Annotated in this window: 15 protein-coding genes and 1 pseudogene; 8 read left to right on the forward strand and 8 right to left on the reverse strand. The window is 38.6% G+C overall.

Annotation, left to right across the window (positions count from 1 at the left end):
* The first annotated feature begins 4 nt into the window (after window positions 1-4).
* The 6 genes and pseudogenes from J2T03_RS05905 to nhaA all read left to right on the forward strand — a co-directional run bounded on the left by J2T03_RS05905 (window position 5) and on the right by nhaA (window position 8,451).
* Window positions 5-367, forward strand: coding sequence for a response regulator transcription factor (locus tag J2T03_RS05905; protein ID WP_306845815.1), 363 nt, complete (start codon window positions 5-7; stop codon window positions 365-367).
* Between the two features lie 121 nt (window positions 368-488).
* A complete protein-coding gene (locus J2T03_RS05910) occupies window positions 489-2,375 on the forward strand; it encodes an AMP-binding protein (protein ID WP_307210040.1) in 1,887 nt (628 codons plus the stop codon).
* A gap of 57 nt (window positions 2,376-2,432) precedes the next feature.
* A pseudogene (gene acs, locus J2T03_RS05915) lies at window positions 2,433-4,343 on the forward strand (acetate--CoA ligase); the annotation flags it as partial.
* Between the two features lie 238 nt (window positions 4,344-4,581).
* Window positions 4,582-4,947, forward strand: coding sequence for a hypothetical protein (locus J2T03_RS05920; protein WP_306845813.1), 366 nt, complete (start codon window positions 4,582-4,584; stop codon window positions 4,945-4,947).
* 112 nt (window positions 4,948-5,059) lie between these two features.
* Complete coding sequence (locus J2T03_RS05925) at window positions 5,060-7,270, forward strand: RelA/SpoT family protein (protein WP_306845812.1); 2,211 nt, start codon at window positions 5,060-5,062, stop codon at window positions 7,268-7,270.
* A gap of 2 nt (window positions 7,271-7,272) precedes the next feature.
* Window positions 7,273-8,451, forward strand: coding sequence for a Na+/H+ antiporter NhaA (nhaA, locus tag J2T03_RS05930; protein ID WP_306845811.1), 1,179 nt, complete (start codon window positions 7,273-7,275; stop codon window positions 8,449-8,451).
* Here nhaA and J2T03_RS05935 read toward each other — a convergent pair.
* The gene (locus J2T03_RS05935; RefSeq protein ID WP_306845810.1) at window positions 8,448-9,458 is read right to left on the reverse strand and encodes a YihY/virulence factor BrkB family protein; all 1,011 of its coding nucleotides are present in this window, start codon (window positions 9,456-9,458) and stop codon (window positions 8,448-8,450) included. The genes nhaA and J2T03_RS05935 overlap by 4 nt on opposite strands.
* Window positions 9,459-9,906: 448 nt before the next feature.
* Here J2T03_RS05935 and J2T03_RS05940 point away from each other — a divergent pair, with 448 nt between their 5' ends.
* A complete protein-coding gene (locus J2T03_RS05940; protein ID WP_306845809.1) occupies window positions 9,907-10,380 on the forward strand; it encodes a 23S rRNA (pseudouridine(1915)-N(3))-methyltransferase RlmH in 474 nt (157 codons plus the stop codon).
* A gap of 28 nt (window positions 10,381-10,408) precedes the next feature.
* Here the strand turns inward: J2T03_RS05940 and J2T03_RS05945 are convergent, their stop codons facing one another.
* From J2T03_RS05945 to secD, 6 genes are all read right to left on the reverse strand, one after another.
* Window positions 10,409-10,867, reverse strand: a complete 459-nt coding sequence (locus J2T03_RS05945) for a tRNA (cytidine(34)-2'-O)-methyltransferase (RefSeq protein WP_307210041.1) — start codon at window positions 10,865-10,867, stop codon at window positions 10,409-10,411.
* Window positions 10,868-10,997: 130 nt separating this feature from the next.
* Window positions 10,998-11,810: a tetratricopeptide repeat protein gene (locus J2T03_RS05950; RefSeq protein WP_306845806.1), complete on the reverse strand. Its 813-nt coding sequence runs from the start codon at window positions 11,808-11,810 to the stop codon at window positions 10,998-11,000.
* Complete coding sequence (locus J2T03_RS05955) at window positions 11,807-12,373, reverse strand: phosphatase PAP2 family protein (RefSeq protein WP_307210044.1); 567 nt, start codon at window positions 12,371-12,373, stop codon at window positions 11,807-11,809. The genes J2T03_RS05950 and J2T03_RS05955 overlap by 4 nt, the downstream gene beginning before the upstream one ends.
* A gap of 3 nt (window positions 12,374-12,376) precedes the next feature.
* Entirely contained in the window at window positions 12,377-12,712 is a 336-nt protein-coding gene (locus tag J2T03_RS05960; protein ID WP_306845803.1) for a Sec-independent protein translocase subunit TatA/TatB, read from the reverse strand.
* Between the two features lie 342 nt (window positions 12,713-13,054).
* On the reverse strand, window positions 13,055-14,290 hold the full coding sequence (locus J2T03_RS05965; protein WP_306845802.1) for a TCR/Tet family MFS transporter: 1,236 nt from the start codon (window positions 14,288-14,290) through the stop codon (window positions 13,055-13,057).
* A gap of 253 nt (window positions 14,291-14,543) precedes the next feature.
* Window positions 14,544-17,453: a protein translocase subunit SecD gene (secD, locus tag J2T03_RS05970; protein ID WP_306845799.1), complete on the reverse strand. Its 2,910-nt coding sequence runs from the start codon at window positions 17,451-17,453 to the stop codon at window positions 14,544-14,546.
* Between the two features lie 218 nt (window positions 17,454-17,671).
* Between secD and J2T03_RS05975 the strand changes: the two genes are divergently transcribed.
* A complete protein-coding gene (locus tag J2T03_RS05975) occupies window positions 17,672-19,042 on the forward strand; it encodes a PQQ-dependent sugar dehydrogenase (RefSeq protein ID WP_306845798.1) in 1,371 nt (456 codons plus the stop codon).
* 56 nt (window positions 19,043-19,098) lie between these two features.
* Here the strand turns inward: J2T03_RS05975 and hemN are convergent, their stop codons facing one another.
* Window positions 19,099-20,457 carry an oxygen-independent coproporphyrinogen III oxidase gene (gene hemN / locus J2T03_RS05980; protein ID WP_307210046.1) on the reverse strand — a complete coding sequence of 453 codons (1,359 nt, stop codon included), beginning with the start codon at window positions 20,455-20,457 and terminating at the stop codon, window positions 19,099-19,101.
* Window positions 20,458-20,488: the final 31 nt, after the last annotated feature.

Raw genomic sequence — 20,488 nt, forward strand, 5'->3', positions numbered from 1 at the left:
ATGTATGAGAAAGATCATTATTGCCGATGACGAACACAAAATACTCATGTCGCTGGAATACAGCTTTAAGAAAAACGGCTATGACGTTTATATTGCAAGAGACGGAATGGAAGTCTTAGATTTCCTGAAAACAATGGTTCCCGATGTTATCCTTCTGGATATCATGATGCCCAACCTGGATGGATACAGCACTCTGGAAGCCATTAAAGAAGATGAAAGAATGAAAGACACAAAAGTTATATTTCTGAGTGCCAAGAACAACCCGAAAGATATCGAAAAAGGGATGGAAATGGGAGTTGATGCCTATGTAACGAAACCTTATTCTATTAAAAAACTGATGCAGCAGATTGAGGAAATGTTTGGATAGATTAAAGGAGTCAAGACACAAAATTTCAGATATAAGGCACCCGGTGTTGCAAGCAAAGCGAATCGCTTCATCGCTTTACACTTTGCAATGAAAGCAAAAAACATGAAACACAAAAATTAATATGGACGCAGATAATCTGTTTAAACAAAGCATAGAAGACAAGGAAAACTTCTGGAAAGAGCAGGCCAAAGAAATACAATGGTTTGAATTTCCGGAACAGATTCTTTCCCAGGATAAAAATAATTATCCGCAGTGGTATGCTGACGGAAAACTCAATATATGCTATTTGTGTATTGATAAGCATATTGAAGATGGCTTTGGAGACCAAACCGCTATTATTTACGACTCTCCCGTTACCGGTCAGAAGAAAACCTATACATTCAATCAGGCTAAAGAAGAAATCTCAAAATTCGCAGGAGGGCTTGCTTCATTGGGCTTAAAAAAAGGCGATACAGCCGTTATTTACATGCCGATGATCCCGCAGACTCTTTTTGCCATGCTGGCCTGTGCAAGAATCGGGGTGATTCACAATGTAGTTTTCGGAGGTTTTGCCCCGCATGAGCTGGTGGTAAGAATAGATGACTGTAAACCCAAAGCCTTAATAACAGCCACAGCCGGTATAGAAATAGCCAGAAGAATTCCTTATTTGCCGCTCGTGGAAAAGGCTATTGAACTGGCACAGGATAAAGTAGACAACATCATTGTTTACAACAGAAAACTGGTAGATAACCAGCATGAAATGTTCGAGGGACTTATTGATTACGAAGAACTGGTTCAAAAATCAGAGCCCGTAGATTGTATTTCAGTGGAATCTACCCACCCTCTCTACTTGCTTTACACATCAGGCACTACAGGAAAACCAAAAGGAATTGTAAGAGATACCGGAGGGTATGCAACAGCCTTGAAATTTTCAATGAAATATGTATATGGTGTTGACCCGGGAGAAACATACTGGGCCGCATCTGATTTCGGATGGGCAGTAGGCCACAGTTTTAGCGTATACGGGCCGCTTATCAACCGGAACACAACCATCATCTTTGAAGGGAAACCTATCATGACACCCGATGCAGGTACATTCTGGAGAATCATTTCGGAATATAAAGTTTCCACGATGTTTACAGCCCCTACAGCCATCAGAGCCATTAAAAAAGAAGACCCGAACGGAGAGCTGGTTAAAAAATACAATCTGACTCACTTCAAAAAACAGTTCTTAGCAGGTGAACGATGTGATGTAGCTACCTTAGACTGGTTTGCAGAACATATCGGAGTTCCCGCTATTGATCATTGGTGGCAGACAGAATCCGGCTGGCCTATGCTGGGCTTAATGACCTTTGATGATCAGTATAAAATCAAAAGAGCCGCAGCCGGAAAACCTATTCCTGGATATGACATTAAGATCTTTGATGAAAATGGATATGAACTTGACGCTCATCAGGAAGGCTACTTAATCATCAGACTTCCGCTTCCACCGGGTGCCCTGTTGGGAATATGGAATGACAATGAGCGTTTTCAAAGCAGCTATTTATCTCAATACAACGGATATTATTTCTCCGGAGACGGAGCCATTCAGGATGAAGACGGTTATATCTTCATCACAGGAAGAGTGGATGACGTCATTAATGTCGCCGGACACAGGCTTTCCACATCAGAAATGGAAGAAATTGTTTCGTCACATCCTGATGTTGCCGAGTGCGCTGTCGTAGGCATCGATGATGAGCTGAAAGGCCAGATTCCTTTCGCCACGGTTGTTTTAAAAAACGGTACGCCCATTACAGAAGCAGAAATTGAAAAAGACATTATCAGAATGGTTCGCGAGAAGATTGGTGCCGTAGCTTTTTTAAAGAATGCAATGGTTGTCAAACGTTTACCCAAAACACGTTCCGGAAAGATCTTAAGAAAACTGATCAGAACATTATTGGATGGAAAAGATTTCCAGATTCCATCTACGATAGATGATGAAAAAATCATTGAGGAAATTCAGGAAAAAATCAATGACTATAGGGCTTAAGCCATAAATTAAACATATATTTAATATTAATAAAATTCAAATTTCAAAAAACGAAGGGATATGAGAAATTACTTAATTGAAGATCTGCCACACTATTTTGAAGAGTACAAAAAGTCTATTAAAAATCCTAAAAAATTCTGGGACAAGATAGCTGATCAAAATTTTGTCTGGTACCAAAGATGGAGCAAGGTGGTTAAGTATGATATGAACGAAGCTAAAATTACATGGTTCAAGAATGCCAAATTAAATATCACCAAAAACTGTATAGACAGACATCTTGCTGTAAGAGGAGAAAAAACTGCGATCATCTGGGAACCCAATGACCCTAAAGAAGAAGCACAGCATATTTCTTACAATGAACTGTACAACCGCGTGAATAAAACAGCCAATGTTCTGCGCGAAATGGGCATTGAAAAAGGCGACAGAGTCTGTATCTATCTTCCAATGATCCCAGAATTAGCAGTTACCATGCTGGCCTGTGCCAAATTGGGAGCCGTGCATTCTGTTATCTTTGCTGGATTTTCTGCCTCTGCCGTAGCTTCAAGAGTTAACGACTGTAATGCTAAAATGATCATCACTTCTGATGGCAGCTACAGAGGAAACAAAGTTTTGGACCTTAAAAGCATTGTAGACGAAGCGCTGGAAAAAACACCTAGTGTAGAATCCGTTCTGGTTGTAAAAAGAACAAACAATGAGATCAAAATGAAAGAAGGCAGAGATCACTGGATGGCTGATCTGTATGAAAAAGCCTCCGCTGATTTTGTGACTGTTATCATGGATGCTGAAGATCCCCTTTTTATCCTGTATACCTCAGGTTCTACCGGAAAACCGAAAGGAATGCTTCATACTTCCGCCGGCTACATGGTGTACACCGCCTATACGTTTAAAAATGTATTTAATTATAAAGAGAATGATATCTATTGGTGTACAGCAGATATCGGGTGGATCACAGGACATTCTTACATTTTGTACGGGCCGCTTCTTAACGGAGCAACCACAGTAATTTTCGAAGGTGTACCTACTTACCCTCAGCCGGACCGTTTCTGGGAAGTGATTGAAAAGCATAAGGTCACCCAATTCTACACTGCTCCTACCGCCATCCGTTCGTTAGCCAAAGAAAGCTCGGAATGGGTAGACAAGCATGACCTGAGCACCTTGAAGGTAATAGGTTCCGTAGGTGAGCCCATCAATGAAGAAGCATGGCACTGGTTCAATGATCATGTCGGGAAGAAAAAGTGTCCGGTGGTTGATACCTGGTGGCAGACGGAAACAGGAGGCATTATGATTTCCCCGCTTCCATTCGTTACCCCAACCAAACCCACTTATGCTACACTTCCATTACCGGGAATTCAGCCTGTCTTAATGGATGATAAGCGTAATGAAATTACAGGCAACCAGGTGACAGGAAATCTCTGCATCCGTTTTCCGTGGCCTGGAATCGCAAGAACAATCTGGGGCGACCACCAAAGATATAAAGAAACCTATTTCAGCGCTTTTCCTGGAAAATATTTCACAGGTGACGGTGCACTGAGAGACGAAGTCGGATATTACAGAATTACCGGCCGTGTAGATGATGTGATCATTGTTTCAGGACATAATTTAGGAACTGCTCCTATTGAAGACAGCATCAATGAACATCCTGCCGTTGCAGAATCTGCGATTGTTGGCTATCCTCATGACATCAAAGGAAATGCTTTATACGGCTTCGTGATCTTAAAAGAAACCGGGGAAGGCCGTGATAAGGAAAACCTTAAGAAGGAAATCAATCAGCTTATCTCGGACCAGATAGGACCAATTGCCAAACTTGATAAGATCCAGTTCGTTTCAGGACTACCGAAAACACGTTCCGGGAAAATTATGCGTAGAATTTTGAGAAAAATTGCAGAAGGAGATTTCAGTAATTTCGGAGATATTTCTACTCTGTTGAATCCTGAAATTGTAGAAGAAATTAAAAACGAAAGAATTTAAAACATTATTCAATAGAAACGGGCTTCGGTCCGTTTTTTTTTATCTTACCCATGAACGGTTATCAACAATATTTTTTTATTTAGATCCTATTAAAATCAAACACCTGTTCAATAGACATTTTCAAATATTTTAACATTATATTATAGATAAAATAATAAATATAGAATTTTAATAAATTAATAACAAAAATATTGAAAAATATTTATTATCTTTAAGTACAATTTAAAAACTATTGCTTATGTCAAATATATTAGCTGGATTATTTGCACATCACAGCGATTACAAAAAGCTTGAAGCCGATCTGGAAAATTCAGGATTTGAAAATTCAGATTACATTGTATATCTTCATAACGGCTCTGATACCTCTCAGTATCTCGCGAGTGTTGCGGTAAAAGATAATAACCAAACTGATGGCGCCCGGAATATTTTCAGCCAAAATTCAGTACTGAAGACCTATTTATTCGAGAATATGGGTATTGGAGAGGCACATTATGATCACATTAAACGATTTATTGATGCCAGAAACAGAGCCGAGATCCATAACAGCCCCGATGTGAGAATAAAGGCATCAAGCAGCGGCATGGATTCAGAAGTTAAATTCTGACAGAAAACATAAAATCTAATAACCGGAAATCCGTAGAGTATTCTGCGGATTTTTTATGGTGGAAAAGTTTAAAAAATTTCGTATTTTCGTTTAAATATAGGCATTAGCACAAATGAGTTACGATTTAGAACAGGAAAATAAAGAGATCCTTGCCCGGTATAAGGATCTGATTTCAAATACATACCGAACTCTGGACGAGGAAAATAACAAGCTCATCCGGAAGGCATTTGATATTGCATTGGATGCCCATAAAGATCAAAGGAGAAAATCCGGCGAACCATACATCTATCATCCTATTGCTGTTGCTAAAATTGTAGCAACAGAGATCGGTTTGGGAGCCACTTCCATTGCCTGCGCCCTGCTGCATGACGTTATAGAAGATTCAGATTATACCTATGAGGATCTTAAAAAGATTTTTGGAGAGAAGATCGCCAATATTGTGAACGGACTCACAAAGATCTCCATAATGAATCACCAGAACATTTCCGTACAGTCTGAAAATTACAGAAAACTGTTATTGACGCTGTCTGAAGATTTCAGGGTTATTCTCATCAAGATTGCTGACCGTCTTCACAATATGCGGACACTGGAAAGCATGGCTCCGGACAAGCAGAAAAAGATTGCTTCGGAAACCGTTTATATCTATGCACCTATGGCTCACCGTCTCGGGCTGTATAATATCAAATCGGAGCTGGAAGATCTTTCCTTGAAATATAACAATCCTGAGGTCTATAATGAGATCACAGAAAAACTGGAACTGGCGAAAGAAAGCCGTGAAAGATATATTGAGGAATTTAAGAAAGAAGCTTCGGAAAGATTAAAAGAAGAAGGTTTAAATTTCACGATCAAAGGCCGTGCAAAAGCTATCTCTTCTATTTACAGGAAAATGCTTAAACAGGGAGTTTCTTTTGAAGAGGTATTTGATAACTATGCGATCAGGATCATTTATAAGTCGGATGCAAAAAACGAAAAATTTCTGGCTTGGAAGATCTATTCTATCGTAACGGATGTTTACCACAGCAACCCTTCAAGAATGAGGGACTGGATCACGCAGCCGCGTTCTACAGGGTACGAAAGTCTCCATTTAACGGTTCTGGGACCGGACAGAAAGTGGATCGAAGTACAGATCCGTTCGGAAAGAATGGACGAAATCGCTGAAAAAGGCGTTGCCGCACATTACAAATACAAAGAAGGCTACAAACAGAGTTCTGATGACCGGAATTTTGAACGATGGGTTACTGAAATCCGTGATATTCTTGAACAGCAGCAAAACCTTTCCACCTCTGAACTTTTAGATAATATCAAGCTTAATTTATATTCTAAGGAAGTATTTGTCTTTACTCCCAAAGGGGAAATCAAGATCCTTCCCACAAATGCTACAGCTTTAGATTTTGCTTTTGCCGTTCACTCCGATCTTGGAATGAAATGTCTTGGAGCAAAGATCAACGGGAAACTGGTTCCTATTTCTTATGTTCTTCAGAATGGTGACCAGATAGATATTTTATCTTCGCAGAACCAGAAGCCTAAGTCGGACTGGCTGGAATTCGTAGTGACATCCAAAGCCAAATCCAAGATCAAAAGCTACCTGAATTCCCAAAAAAACCAGCTTGTGGAAGATGGAAAAGAAATTCTTCAAAGAAAGCTTCGCCATGCTAAGATCAACTTTAATGATGAAGAGGTGAACAAACTTCAGAAGTTTTTTAATCTGAAGTCTTCCCAGGAACTTTTCCTTAAATTCCAAAGCAATGAATTGGATGTCAGCAGCTTGAGGAAATATATTGAAAGTAAAAACGTATTCAATAATTTACTTTCAAGATTCAGAAAATCTCCGGCAAAGAATACTCATTTTGAAGAGCCTAAAGAACAGAATCTTGATATGATCGTTTTCGGGAAAGACGAAGAAAAACTGAATTATACTTATGCAAAATGCTGTACTGTAATTCCGGGCGATAAAATTTTTGGATTTATCACCATTTCTGACGGTATCAAAGTTCATAGCGACAATTGTCCGAATGCCATCAACCTGAGAGCCCAGTACGATTACCGTGTCATCCCTGCCAAATGGGTGAATGCGGAAAGCTTTAAAAACAGGGTTAAGATCGAAATCGAAGGTCTTGACAGAATGGGAATGATCAACGATATTACAACGGTGATCAGTGGAAGCATGGGTATGGATATGAAAAGTATGTCCATAGAATCCAATAACGGCGTTTTTACGGGCAGCATTAATCTTGAAGTTAAAAACAAAAGCCAGCTGGAAGAAACGTTTAGAAAACTTAAAGGCATTGACGGAGTTTCAAGAGTGAGACGTTTACAATCATAGACATGAATTTATCTTTATATTTTAAAAAATTTTTTAGCAGCAATCAGTCATCAGGAATTATACTTATTTTCTGTGTGGTTGTCTCATTATTAATCGCTAATTCGTCTGCAGGTGAAGGTTTTCAGAATTTTCTGGACCAAGAAGTAGGCACTCACCTTTTTCACCTTACCTATCCGGTGAGCATATGGATCAATGACGGACTGATGGCCGTTTTCTTTTTACTTGTAGGGCTCGAGATCAAACGGGAAATGGTGGAAGGCGAGCTTTCTTCCTTTAAAAATGCCTCATTGCCTATTTTTGCAGCAGTGGGAGGAATGCTGGTTCCTGCAGCAATCTACACATTCTTTAATTCCGGAACAGAATATGGCAACGGCTGGGGAATTCCTATGGCCACGGATATTGCTTTTTCACTGGCTATCATTGCAATGCTGGGAAAAAAGATCCCCAACTCTATTAAAATATTCCTTGCGGCACTGGCTATTGTGGATGATCTGGGTGCGATTCTGGTGATCGCTATTTTTTATACTGAACAAATCCACTGGGCCTATCTCCTACTCTCCTTTGGAACGGCAGCACTGCTGTTTCTTTTAAACTTTTTGAAAGTTACCCGTATTATTTTTTATATTATTCCAGGATTATTTTTATGGTATTTCCTGCATCATTCCGGGATTCATGCGACGATAGCCGGGGTTCTGCTTGCTTTTTCCATTCCTACGAATGTATCTGACGTAAAAATCTCCCCTCTTGAAAAGCTGGAGCACCAGCTTCACTTTCCGGTAAGTTTTCTGATCATGCCTATATTTGCTTTAACGAATACCAACATTGCTTTTACTAGTGAAATGGTAACAGGAGTGACAAGTACATTAGGATTGGGAATTATATGTGGGCTGATTTTGGGGAAACTAATCGGGATCAACGTGTTTTCTTTCATCGCCATTAAATTAAAGCTCAGCGAACTGCCTCAAAACAGTACCTGGCTACAGATGGCCGGTGTTGGTTTACTGGCCGGAATAGGCTTCACCATGTCCATTTTTATTGCGCTTCTTTCCTTCAAGGATGATATTCCAATTCAGGATGAAGCTAAATTTGCTATCCTGATCGCTTCTTTCTTAGCAGCAATTTTAGGGTTTGTGATACTAAGTATGAGTTCCAAAAAAGATATGAATGCTGTGGAAAATTAATCTTTTTCCTCTTCCAGCTTTCTTTTGTGCTCTTCATCGCTTTCCAGATTAGGCTCGGTCACCTGTGCGTGATAGTGAGCTGCCTCTCTTTTGATCTCATCAGACAACAGCTTTTCGATCCTGAGTTTTCTAAGGGCCATATTAAGTTCATTTCCGAACAACAGAAGATACACATTCACATTCACCCAAACCATCAGCAGGATCATACTCCCGATGGATCCGTAAAGGACGTTGTATCTTGCAATATCTTTCACATAGATCGCGAAGATAAAAGTAGTGAGGACAAACAGAACCGTTGTTAAAATAGCTCCCGGTACCGCCTGTCTGAATCTGGCAATCTTTACCGTTCCCAGCCAGTAGAAAAGCGTCAGAAGAATAAAATAAAACAGCGGAAAAGATACAAATCCGATGATTTTGGAAAGGTTATTCACAAGCCAGGAAATATCATAAGCAGGCGTAAAGAGTTTCATTACAACCTCTACATAATATACACCGAAAAGTGACAGGAAGACAATAGTAATAAAGCCTATTGTAATAAAAAAAGAAAGGATAAACTCTTTTACATCAGTTAGCTTTTCATCTGAATTTTCGTTGAATCCATTGATAAGCGAAAAGGTTCCGTTGGTAGCAAAAACCAATGCCAAAACAATGGTAAGATTACTGATGCCTTTCATATTCGGAATAATATTGGTTTCAATATATCCTCTTACATCACCTTCCATATTCGAAGGAAAAACGTTATGCATCAGAACTTCAAAAATATAAAACTGCAGCTTATCATAATGCGGCATATATGGCAAAACGGAAAGCAGGAAGAGCAGGAAAGGAAATAAACTGATGGTGAAGCTCCAGGAAATGGCTGCCGCCTTTCTTCCGATATTGCCTTTGAAAATCCCGGAAATATAGATCTGGAACATCTGCCAGAGCGATATTCCCAGAACAGGAATATGTATACCGTCAAAAAACTCTTGAATTTTCAAGATAAATCTAGGAACCTTTATACTCATCTATTTGGTGCATTTCTCTTAATATAACAGCTTCGGTTATCCCATTAGGAGTGAAACAACTGCTGTTTCAAATAAGTCTTATATACAAATATAAACATTTTCTTTATCCTGTTATAAAGCTTAAATTGATTGGTTTGCATCAATTGTACAGAATAACTATTCTCCCATCATCTCCAGAAAGAAAATAGTATTTGAAAAGTAATAGATGTCCTGAAAGTTGTCAATCTGTCTAATGAAGATTTCAGTACAGATTTTAGGTATTAAGCTGCCGGATTAACGCTGTCGAGTAAAGGAATAAATTTAAAGGACAGGAAATAAACAATTAATTGAAAGATTGAAAAAATTCAAAGATTTAATAATTAAGGCTGAACCTTAAAATACTCTAAGGTTAGCCTTTTCTTTTTTAGCATTAAAAAATGGTATCTTTGTCCTTTGAAACCCTCTATACATGCGAATCAGCTTACTTTGTATCGGTAAAACAGATGACAAGGAGATCACTTCCCTGATCAGTTATTATCTTACGCGTCTTCCTAAACACTGGAATTTTGAAATCATTGAAATTACGGATGTAAAAAATGCGAAAAACCTCTCACCAGAACTTTTAAAGAAGGAAGAATCTAAGCTTTTCTTAAATTACATTGACAAAAATGACCTTGTTGTACTTCTTGACGAGAAAGGCAAGCAGTTCACCAGCCGTGAATTCGCGCAGAAAATTGATGCATGGATGAATTCTTCGGTAAAAAAAGTTCATATTCTTATCGGAGGTGCCTATGGTTTCTCAGAGGATATATATAGCCGGGCCAATGAAAAAATTTCTTTATCAAAAATGACCTTTACCCACCAGATGATCCGTTTGTTCATTGTAGAACAGCTTTACCGTGCTGATCAGATCTTACAGGGAAAACCGTATCATAATGATTAAATTCTGTATTTAAAAAAATAATGCAGCCTTATTTAACCTGCAAATTGATCTGCCTTTTAGCTTCACCAATTACAAAAGCAACAGAATTGGCGATATTGAAACTTCGGATCAGTTTCGACATAGGAATTGTCAAATGATTTTCGAAATGCTCTAAGACTTCTTTATTCAGCCCCACACTTTCCTTACCGAAAACCAACCAGTCACCATCCTGAAAATTATTTTCCAAGTATGATTTTTCAGCATGTGAACTCATTAAAAAAACACGGGATGGATCTGGAATATTCTTCATCCACTCTTCAAAATTTGCATATTCAGTAACATCAAGATGCACCCAGTAATCTAAACCGGATCTTTTCAGATTCTTATCATTAATTACAAATCCAAACGGATGAACCAGGTGCAGTTTACTTTCCGTACCCACACATAACCGCCCGATGTTACCCGTATTATTGGGTATTTCGGGCTCTATAAGAACAATGTTTAACATCTATATTGTTTATTGATTTGAAAAATTAAAATGAGGAAATGCATTATCATCGTGGCTTATTCTGTCTGATACAATCCTTCCGGGCGCGGCATTTCATGCCGCGCCCGGAAGGATTGTCTTTATGTAAGATTTATTTTTTTACACATTTAGTATAATAATCTGTCAAAATCGCTTTTTCATAGCCTAAACTTACTGCTTTATCCAGATTTTCACAGGCTTCTTTAGGCTTTGCCGTATCAAATAGGACTAATGCTTTGGTTACATAGGAATGAGAAAATTTCGGATCTATGGAAATGGCTTTATTAACGTCTGTAAGAGCTTCTTTAGATTTTTTCATTTTGAAATAAACATCTGCCCTGCCGTTATACAATAATGATTCCGGTTTTTCAGAGATCAACTGATTATAGTCTTTTAAGGCGCCATCCAGATCACCGTTATTTTTCTTCAGGTTGGCTAGTCCCGTTTTGGCAAAAATGTTATCCGGTGCAAAAGTCAGGATCTGTTTAAGATCATTCAGGGCAAGGTCTTTTTTCCCCTGACTGTCATAGATCTTGGAACGGGTAAGGTAAAATTCAGGGTTTTCAGCATCGATTTTGAGACCGGTGGAAATATATTCCAGTGCTTTAGTCTTATTTCCTTTCTGGCTATTCAGTGATGCAAGATTGGCATATACAGGAGCTGATAAAGGATTTGCCTTTAAAGCAGATTCATAAGATTTCAAAGCTAATGCAGGCTTCCCCAACCGTCTTTGGGCTGTCCCGAGGTTATTGTAATATTCGGACTGAAATTTCTGGATCTGTTCTTTTTCTGCTAATTTACTGTATTGTTCCTCTGCACATTTATAATCGGCTTTTTTAAAGCATTCTTCGGCTTTATTTTTATCCTGTGCGTAAAGACTGAATGAAGAGCATATGAATGCTATCAGTAATAAAGATTTTTTCATGAAGCTATATTTTGTTTGTTGATGACTTTTTTGGCGAGCACTCCAAATATCACTCCCAATAAAGATCCAACAAACGCCCCCACCAAAATATCTATTGGGAAATGCACTCCTAAATATATCCGGCTGTAAGAAACTACCACAGCCCATACAAATATAGCATATGGAAACCAATTGAGCTTCTTTTTCAATAAAATACTTAAATAAGCTGCCAAAAAGAAGGTATTGGAAGCGTGGGCAGAATAAAACCCGTACTGTCCACCACACTTCACGATCCTCATATAATGTTCTAAACTGGGATCATGACAGGGCCGAAGCCTGGCCACTCCATATTTGAAGACACTTGCCAGCTGATCAGAAACCGTAGCTCCAAGTGCAATGAATATAAGAATAAAAACTAAGGATTTTAGCTTATAGTTCTTGTATAAAAAGTAAAGAAATATGATGTAAAGCGGTACCCAGATCCATGTACTGGAAATGAGCATCCAAAACTGGTCGAAGGAAGTATCCCCCAAATTATTAAGGTATAAAAAAACCTTTTTATCTTCCTGAATGATCTCTTCCATGAATTATCTGCTTACAGGCCCTTCGTAGGTTTCGTCATCGGCAGGCTTAAGTTTTGGTGGGTCATTAGTAGCGGAGGGTCCGGTCACAATATCTTTTTCAATATTCTTCATGGGATTGAAGTCTTTTGCCGCATCTTTTACCTTCTCAATTTCGCGTTTGATTTCAGAAACAGGATTATCGGTTTCCTTCATGATCTCAGTTTTAATGTCTTCCACTGCGCCACGCATCTTTCTAACGCCTGAGCCTAAGTCACGCGCTATCTGAGGAAGTTTATCCGGACCGAATAATACAACAATCGCCACCGCGATCAATGCCATTTCTCCAATGCTTAATTCCATGCAGTAAAATTACGAAAGTTTATACATTTATTTACAGGAAACTAAAATTTTAAACAAATTTTAAGATTTTGTAAAATTAAAACTATGGGATTCAATACTTTGAGGGTAAGGATGTTTTGATTAACTGTTGATTTTTTTGCTGGGCTGCAAGTTATTTTTCACAAGTTGAAAGTAATACAAGTTCCGGTATTTTAAGTACTGAAGCGGTTCTATAAAAAATCATCCAGCTCTTTTTTACTGTACTTTTTTCAGTCCAATCTATAAATCATCTGGTTTATATTGAGAATATGGTCTATAAGAGCTATTTAATTAAAATAATTTCAATTTTAATGCTCCTTCTGATTACAATTTTTCAATCAGCTTTTTATTGTTCTTCTTAAAAGCATAGTAAGTCATCACTACACTTATCGCCATTAAAATAAATGCCAGGAAGAATGGTGCCCCTGAAAATTCAAACGGCGCTTCATCATGGGTAAAGAAGTAAAACAGATTGGTCATCAATGGCGGCCCTATAATGGAAGTAGCGCTCATTAAGCTGGTCAATGCTCCCTGAAGCTCTCCCTGCTCATTGGAAGGAACACTTTTCGTAATTACTGACTGCAATGCCGGTCCACAGATTCCCCCTAAACAATAAGGAACCAAAAATGCAAACATCATCCAGCCTTCTGTAGCAAAAGCAAACAACAGCATCCCTAATGCATACAGAGCCAATCCGTAATAAATACTTTTCTGCTCACCCAGTCTCGGAGTAGTCCAGCGTATCAGAACCCCCTGAACAAGGCCAACTAAAAGCCCTACCACACCTAATGAGATTCCGACCATCCTTTCCGTCCAGCTAAATTTATACATGGTAAAAAAGCTCCAGTTACTCTGTACCGCATGTCCCGCAATATAAATTAGGATAAGGGCAAATATCAATCCCGAAATTTCCGGGTGCTTCCCTAAAAACTTAAATGAACCGATAGGATTGGCACGTTTCCAGTCGAATTCTCTTCTTTTATCTTTATCTAAACTTTCAGGAAGAACGAAATAACCGTAAAGGAAATTTAAAAGGCATAAACCAGCTGCAGCATAGAAAGGCACTCTGGCTCCATAATGTCCCAAAACTCCTCCCAATACAGGTCCAATGATAAATCCTAGACCAAATGCAGCCCCGATAAGGCCAAAGTTCTTAGCCCTGTCTTCATCTGTAGAAATATCAGCAATATAGGCACTGGCCGTTGTTACACTGGCTCCCGTAATTCCGGCAATAATCCTGCCGACGAAGAGCCACCATATTGTTGGCGCGAGGGCAAGAAAAATATAATCTACTGCAAATCCAAAGAGGGAAATCAGGATAATAGGCCTCCGTCCATATTTATCACTTAGGTTTCCTACAACAGGTGAAAAAATAAACTGAGTAAATGCATAAGCAAAACCAAGCCAGCCACCATATTTTGCTGCTTCACTGATATCGGCATGGATCAGTTCCTCAATTAATTTAGGAACTACGGGAATAATGATTCCCCATCCAGTAATGTCAATAAGCAGAGTGATAAATATAAAGCCGATGGCTGCTTTTTTCCTTGATTTTTCCATAGTGGTGCAAAATTAATGAAATCTGAAATATAATGGTTCTAAATTGTGAATTTAAGGAAGAGCCAAGAACCAAGAATCAAGATTTTTGATGTCAGACATCAGATTTCAGATATGGCCCACACAAATTTAAATTTAAACCTTGAATTTTAAATATTAAATTTTGAAACCGAAAACCGGGTTATACAACCTAAAGTTCAGAACAAAAAAGGCCATTTCGAAAGAAACGGCCTTTACTTATTTATTGTAGTTGATATTACTTTGAAGCAAGCACTTCTTTGCTGGAAGTGGTTTTACCATGTACCTCTTCTTCTTTCCCTTTTTTAAGGAAATCATAAGCGATAGCCGATGCAATAAAGATTGATGAATAAGTACCGAATCCGATACCGATTAACATGGCAAACATAAATCCTCTCAGGTTATCACCCCCGAAGATGAAGATCGCCAGGATCACAAGAATCGTTGTAAATGAAGTGTTGAATGTTCTACCTAATGTACTTGAGATAGAGTCATCAAATAATCCAGCTAATGTTAAGGCTTTCTTCTCTCTTAAATACTCTCTGATTCTATCGAAGATAATAACGGTATCATTAATTGAATATCCCAGTACTGTAAGGATTGCTGCAACAAAATCCTGATTGATCTCCATGTTGAACGGCATAAATTTATGAAGCAATGAATAAGCTCCTAAAATAATTACCGCATCATGGAATAAAGCTACAACAGCACCCAATGAGAATTGCCATTTTCTAAATCTAAATAAGATATAGATGAAGATACCCGCCAAAGCAGCTGCTACAGCAAGCATACCGTGAGTTTTGATATCATCTGCTACCGTAGGACCTACTTTTTCAGAAGAGATAATTCCTGCATGTTCCTTATCTGCAGATTTGAAATCATTCAATGTAGTCTTGGCAGGTAAGCTAGCCTTTAATCCTTCATATAATTTCTGCTCTACAGTCTGGTCAGCTTTTAAAGATTCATCTTCAATAAGATAATCTGTAGAAATTTTCAGCTGTCTGTCATTTCCGAAAGTTTTAGCTTCAACAGAAGAGTTTTTACCATCTTCAGTTTTGAATACTTTTACCAGGTTCTGTTCAATATCTTCAGCATTAACAGCTTTATCAAATCTTACCACATAATTTCTACCTCCTGTAAAGTCGATTCCGTATTTGAATCCGTTCATTGCGATAGATACAACACAAATCACTGTTAAAATACCCGAAATGATATAAGCATATTTTCTTTTTCCGATAAAATCGATCCAGGTATTTCTGAATAGGTTCTTCGTTGGAGGAGTCCAGACAGAAAGATGTTTTCCTTTATTCAATCTTGTGAAGATCATTACTCTGGAAAGCAATACGGAAGTAAAGAATGTCATTAAGATACCGATTCCTAAAGTCAGGGCAAATCCTTTGATAGGTCCTGTTCCGAATAAGAAAAGTACACCGGCCGTTAATAAGGTCGTTAAGTGACCATCAACAATCGCACTTAATGCATGCTTGAAACCGTCTTTGTAAGCTTCCAGAATGCTTTTTCCTGCAAATAATTCTTCTTTGGTTCTTTCGTAGATGATTACGTTCGTATCGACCGCCATTGCCATCGTAAGAACGATACCCGCGATACCCGGAAGCGTTAATGTAAAGTCTCCGGAATCCATAATTCCGAAAATATAGAATAAGTTGATAATCATTGCAATTACAGCGTACACACCTGCACCACCGTAATAGAAAATGATATAAACAATAATAATCAGGAATGCGATAGCAAATGAAATAACCCCTGCATTAATAGATTCCTGTCCTAATGAAGGTCCTACTACTGTAGCCTGAACTACTTTTGCACCCGCCGGTAATTTACCAGCTCCTAAAACGTCTACCAATTCCTTAGCTTCCTCCTGAGAGAAGTTACCTGAGATCTGTGTTCTACCGTTAGGAATAGCGTTTACAACGTTTGGTGCAGTATATACTCTGCCATCCAGTGTTACCGCTACCGGTTTACCTACGTTCTTCTCAGTTAATGTTTTCCATTCTTTAGCTCCTTTGGAATCCATCTGCATGTCTACTACCACTCTGCTTAGCTCATCATAGCCAATGCTCGCCGTTTCAACAGCACCGTCTACCGGAGCCTTTTGGTTGATGTTACCTCTGATCGCATACAATACTAAACTTTCAGTATCTGTAGCTTCAGGTTTGTAACCCCACATGAACTGTGTATATTTAATGTTAGCCGGACGTAATGACTGACCTACCTTGCTGTTCAAAATTTTGTTTACAGCAGCAGTATCTGAAAGTTTTACGCTTGCAACACCGTTTGATCTTAATTTGTCAAGGTTTAAAAGGCTCATGAAGTTGATGTTCTTCGCAACTCCCATAGAATCACCTTTTATACCCACCATTGTAGTCAATGTCTGGAAATATGGTGCTATTTCTGGAACCTGCTGTACTTCCCAGAACTGAAGTTTTGCGGAAGTCTGAAGCATTTTCTTCACCTTGTCGATATCTTTCATACCAGGCATTTCAACAGAAATTCTTGCCGTACCCGGTACTCTCTGAACGTTTGGCTGCACCGCACCCATTTTATCGATTCTGGTTCTGATTACTTCGAAAGCAGTACCTACAGAAAGATCAATTCTTCTTTTGATGATACTTTTTACCTGATCATCAGTCGTATTGTACTTGATCTCCGATAAATTGGTATTCCCGAAAAGTTCAGGATCTGCAAGCTTAAGGTTCGTTCCTTTTGCTCTGTTGATCGCCTCAAACTGATCGAAGAAATTATCGATGTAAGATTTTGTAGAATTCTTCTGAACTTCATCCGTTTTGTTTAAAGCCTCGATAAGAACAGGATTGGTAGAATAATTGGTTAAATCATTCACCAGGTCTCTTTGGTTGATTTCCAAAAGAACATTGATCCCTCCTTTCAAGTCAAGACCAAGTTTCATTTCCTTGTCTTTGGCTTTAGTGTAATAAAGTTTTGTGAATACCAGATCCAAAGTATCTTTAGAAAGTCTTGTAATTTCTTTCTGATACTTTTCCGGATTGTCTCCTGCAACAGCAGTCGCCTGCCTTTCAATTTTGCTGGCGTACCAAGTTGGTAATAGCTCATTTAAGCAAATTAACCCTAGTACAATAGCAACAATTGTAATAAGTCCTTTTCCTTGCATTTTGTTATAACTACGTTAAATTAAGTCGGCAAATATAATGATTTTATTATTATTTTATGAATTTTTTAACAGCAGAAACAGTTTATTTTCAGATATATCGGGGTTTTAACTTCTATTTAAGATTTAATAATTTTTCTTCCTTATCGTAATGAAATTTTCAAATTCCGATTGGTATAAAATTTTCATTCATAGATCAATACACTAAATATCAAAATATTATGAAAAAACTATTTTTTACCCTAGGCGTTTTTTCTTCTTTAATCGTTAATTCTCAAAGCATTAATTTGGTAGAATTTGCGTCCGGGCTTACCAGCCCTGTTGAAATTACAAATGCCAATGACACCCGTCTTTTCGTTGTACAGCAGAACGGGATCATCAAAATCATTCAGCCTAACGGCACGATCAACAGTGCTGATTTTTTGAATATCAGCTCTAAAGTGCTTTACGGAGGAGAAAGAGGCCTCCTTGGCCTTGCATTTCATCCCCAGTATGCAACCAACCGATATTTCTTTGTGTATTACAACAATACCGCCGGAAATATTATTGTAGCCAGATATTCTGCAAGCTCTACCAACCCGGATGTTGCAGATCCTGCTTCTGAAAAAATTCTCCTGAATATCCCGAAACCGTTTGCCAATCATAATGGTGGAAGTATTCATTTTGCTCCCGACGGAAATCTTTGGATCGTTACAGGAGATGGCGGAAGCGGTGGAGACCCCAACAACAATGCCCAAAACATAAATTCACTTCTGGGAAAAATGTTAAGGATAGATGTGAATGCCACAGGACCGTATAATATTCCACCCGGAAATCCTTTTGCAGGGACTTCAGTGACCGGAGCTGACGAGATCTGGGCTTACGGACTTAGAAATGCATGGAAATTTTCATTTGACACCGACACTGGAAATGTAATGATCGCTGATGTTGGTCAGGGAGCCATCGAAGAGATCAACAAAATGCCTGTTACCCAGGCCGGAATCAATTACGGATGGCGCTGTTATGAAGGCAATAATGCCTACAATACAGCAGGCTGCGCTCCCATGTCCACAATGACATTCCCGGTTGCGGTTTATGATCATTCAGGAGGAAAATGTTCCATAACCGGCGGATATGTTTACAGAGGAAGCCAGTATCCCGCCCTTCAGGGGAAATATTTCTTTGCAGATTACTGTTCTGAACAGATTGGGATTCTGAATCCGGATAATTCTATTGTGTGGAATTCTCCAAGTTCAGGGAACAACTTTTCTACTTTCGGACAGAATTCTCAGAAAGAATTATTTGTGGCAGCAGTAAACAGCGGGAAGATATTTAAAATCACAACCGGAGCACTGGCAACAGACGAGACGGACCGCTTAACTTCAATGTACGTCCATCCCAACCCCGCTTCCGAAAAGGTTTTCATTGAAGGCCTGGCAGATATGAACAATACTGCAGATCTTATCAGTACAGAAGGAAAAATAGTTCTGGAAAAAGCAAAAATTGAAAACGACGGCAGCGTGGATATTACAGGAATTCCAGCCGGAGCTTATTACCTGATCATCAAATCAGGAGATGTGAAGTCTTACAGCCAGAAACTTATTATTAAATGATAGAAATTTTACTTCAATAAAAAAGCGGTTCCGATGGAACCGCTTTTGTTTTATTTTTATATCGTCATAGAAAAAATTCTCGTTTCCGGCTTATTCCTCATCATCCTGAGATCAAAAACCATCGCTACATTTCTCGTAAATGCTCTTCCTTTTTCTGTGATCTTGATTTGATTGTCGTAAATCTCCACCAGTTCATCTTTTTCCATTTCCTGCAGCATTTCAAATGCATTTTCCAGTTCCGGAAAAGAATTTTTATCAGTAAATGTTGTTTCAAGCTGGCACATCAGATTCAAAATATGCCTTCTTACAGTAAGGTCTTCTTCATTAAGGATATGGCCTTTTACCACAGGAATTTTGCCTTCTTCAATAATCTTCTGGTATTCTTCCACCGTTTTTACATTCTGTGCAAAAGCGTACCAGGAATCTGAAATAGCAGACATTCCAAGACCTATCATCAGCTGGGTATTGCTTGAAGTATAGCCCATAAAGTTCCTGTGAAGTTTTTTATGAATCAGAGATTGGTATAGATCATCATGTTCAAGAGAAAAATGATCCATTCCTACTTCTATATATCCTAAATTCTCAAGCAGTTTTTTTCCGTCTTCATACAAACGGCGTTTTTCTTCACCACTAGGAAGATCATTTTCATCAAAACCTCTCTGTCCTACCCCTTTTACCCATGGAACATGTGCATAGGAATAAAAAGCAAGCCTGTCCGGCTTCAGTTCCATGGTTTTTCTGATGGTATGCTCCATAGCCTCCCAACTCTGGTGCGGAAGTCCGAAAACCAAATCATGACTGATTCCTCTGTAACCGATTTCCTTAGCCCATTCTGTTACATTTTTTACATTTTCAAAGGATTGTATTCTGTTGATCGCCTTTTGAACTTTAGGATCATAATCCTGAACTCCAAAACTTACTCTTCTGAAGCCAAGATCGTATAACGTCTGAAGGTGATCCCTTGTCGTATTATTGGGATGTCCTTCAAAAGAAAACTCAGGATGTTCTGCTATGTCTACAGTTTCAAAGATACCTTCCAATAAGGTTTTTAAATTTTTTGGTGAAAAAAATGTAGGGGTACCGCCTCCAAGGTGAAGTTCTTTAAGCTTTGGTCTTTCTTCAAAGAGTTCAAGATAAAGCTTCCATTCCTTTAAAACACTTTCCAAATACGGAATCTCAACGCTGTGCTGTTTTGTGATGCGTTTGTGGCAGGCACAGAATGTGCACAATGCCTCGCAGAAAGGCAAGTGAATATAAATAGAAATTCCCTCCTCTGCATTACTCTCATGAAATGACCTGATCACACTTTCCCTCCAATTTTCAGGAGAAAATGTAGATTCGTCCCAATAAGGAACAGTGGGATAAGACGTGTAACGCGGTCCGGGAATATTATACTTATCTATTAAAGAATTCATTTCAAAATTTAAAATATTATCGAATCATGAA

The sequence above is a fragment of the Chryseobacterium lathyri genome (genome assembly GCF_030812195.1).
Lineage (GTDB): Bacteria > Bacteroidota > Bacteroidia > Flavobacteriales > Weeksellaceae > Chryseobacterium > Chryseobacterium lathyri_A.

Coding starts and splice junctions, on each gene's coding strand:
- J2T03_RS05905 (WP_306845815.1), top strand. CDS start 5: ATGAGAAAGATCATTATTGCCGATGACGAACACAAAATACTCATGTCG.
- J2T03_RS05910 (WP_307210040.1), top strand. CDS start 489: ATGGACGCAGATAATCTGTTTAAACAAAGCATAGAAGACAAGGAAAAC.
- J2T03_RS05920 (WP_306845813.1), top strand. CDS start 4,582: ATGTCAAATATATTAGCTGGATTATTTGCACATCACAGCGATTACAAA.
- J2T03_RS05925 (WP_306845812.1), top strand. CDS start 5,060: ATGAGTTACGATTTAGAACAGGAAAATAAAGAGATCCTTGCCCGGTAT.
- nhaA (WP_306845811.1), top strand. CDS start 7,273: ATGAATTTATCTTTATATTTTAAAAAATTTTTTAGCAGCAATCAGTCA.
- J2T03_RS05935 (WP_306845810.1), bottom strand. CDS start 9,458: ATGAGTATAAAGGTTCCTAGATTTATCTTGAAAATTCAAGAGTTTTTT.
- J2T03_RS05940 (WP_306845809.1), top strand. CDS start 9,907: ATGCGAATCAGCTTACTTTGTATCGGTAAAACAGATGACAAGGAGATC.
- J2T03_RS05945 (WP_307210041.1), bottom strand. CDS start 10,867: ATGTTAAACATTGTTCTTATAGAGCCCGAAATACCCAATAATACGGGT.
- J2T03_RS05950 (WP_306845806.1), bottom strand. CDS start 11,810: ATGAAAAAATCTTTATTACTGATAGCATTCATATGCTCTTCATTCAGT.
- J2T03_RS05955 (WP_307210044.1), bottom strand. CDS start 12,373: ATGGAAGAGATCATTCAGGAAGATAAAAAGGTTTTTTTATACCTTAAT.
- J2T03_RS05960 (WP_306845803.1), bottom strand. CDS start 12,712: ATGGAATTAAGCATTGGAGAAATGGCATTGATCGCGGTGGCGATTGTT.
- J2T03_RS05965 (WP_306845802.1), bottom strand. CDS start 14,290: ATGGAAAAATCAAGGAAAAAAGCAGCCATCGGCTTTATATTTATCACT.
- secD (WP_306845799.1), bottom strand. CDS start 17,453: ATGCAAGGAAAAGGACTTATTACAATTGTTGCTATTGTACTAGGGTTA.
- J2T03_RS05975 (WP_306845798.1), top strand. CDS start 17,672: ATGAAAAAACTATTTTTTACCCTAGGCGTTTTTTCTTCTTTAATCGTT.
- hemN (WP_307210046.1), bottom strand. CDS start 20,457: ATGAATTCTTTAATAGATAAGTATAATATTCCCGGACCGCGTTACACG.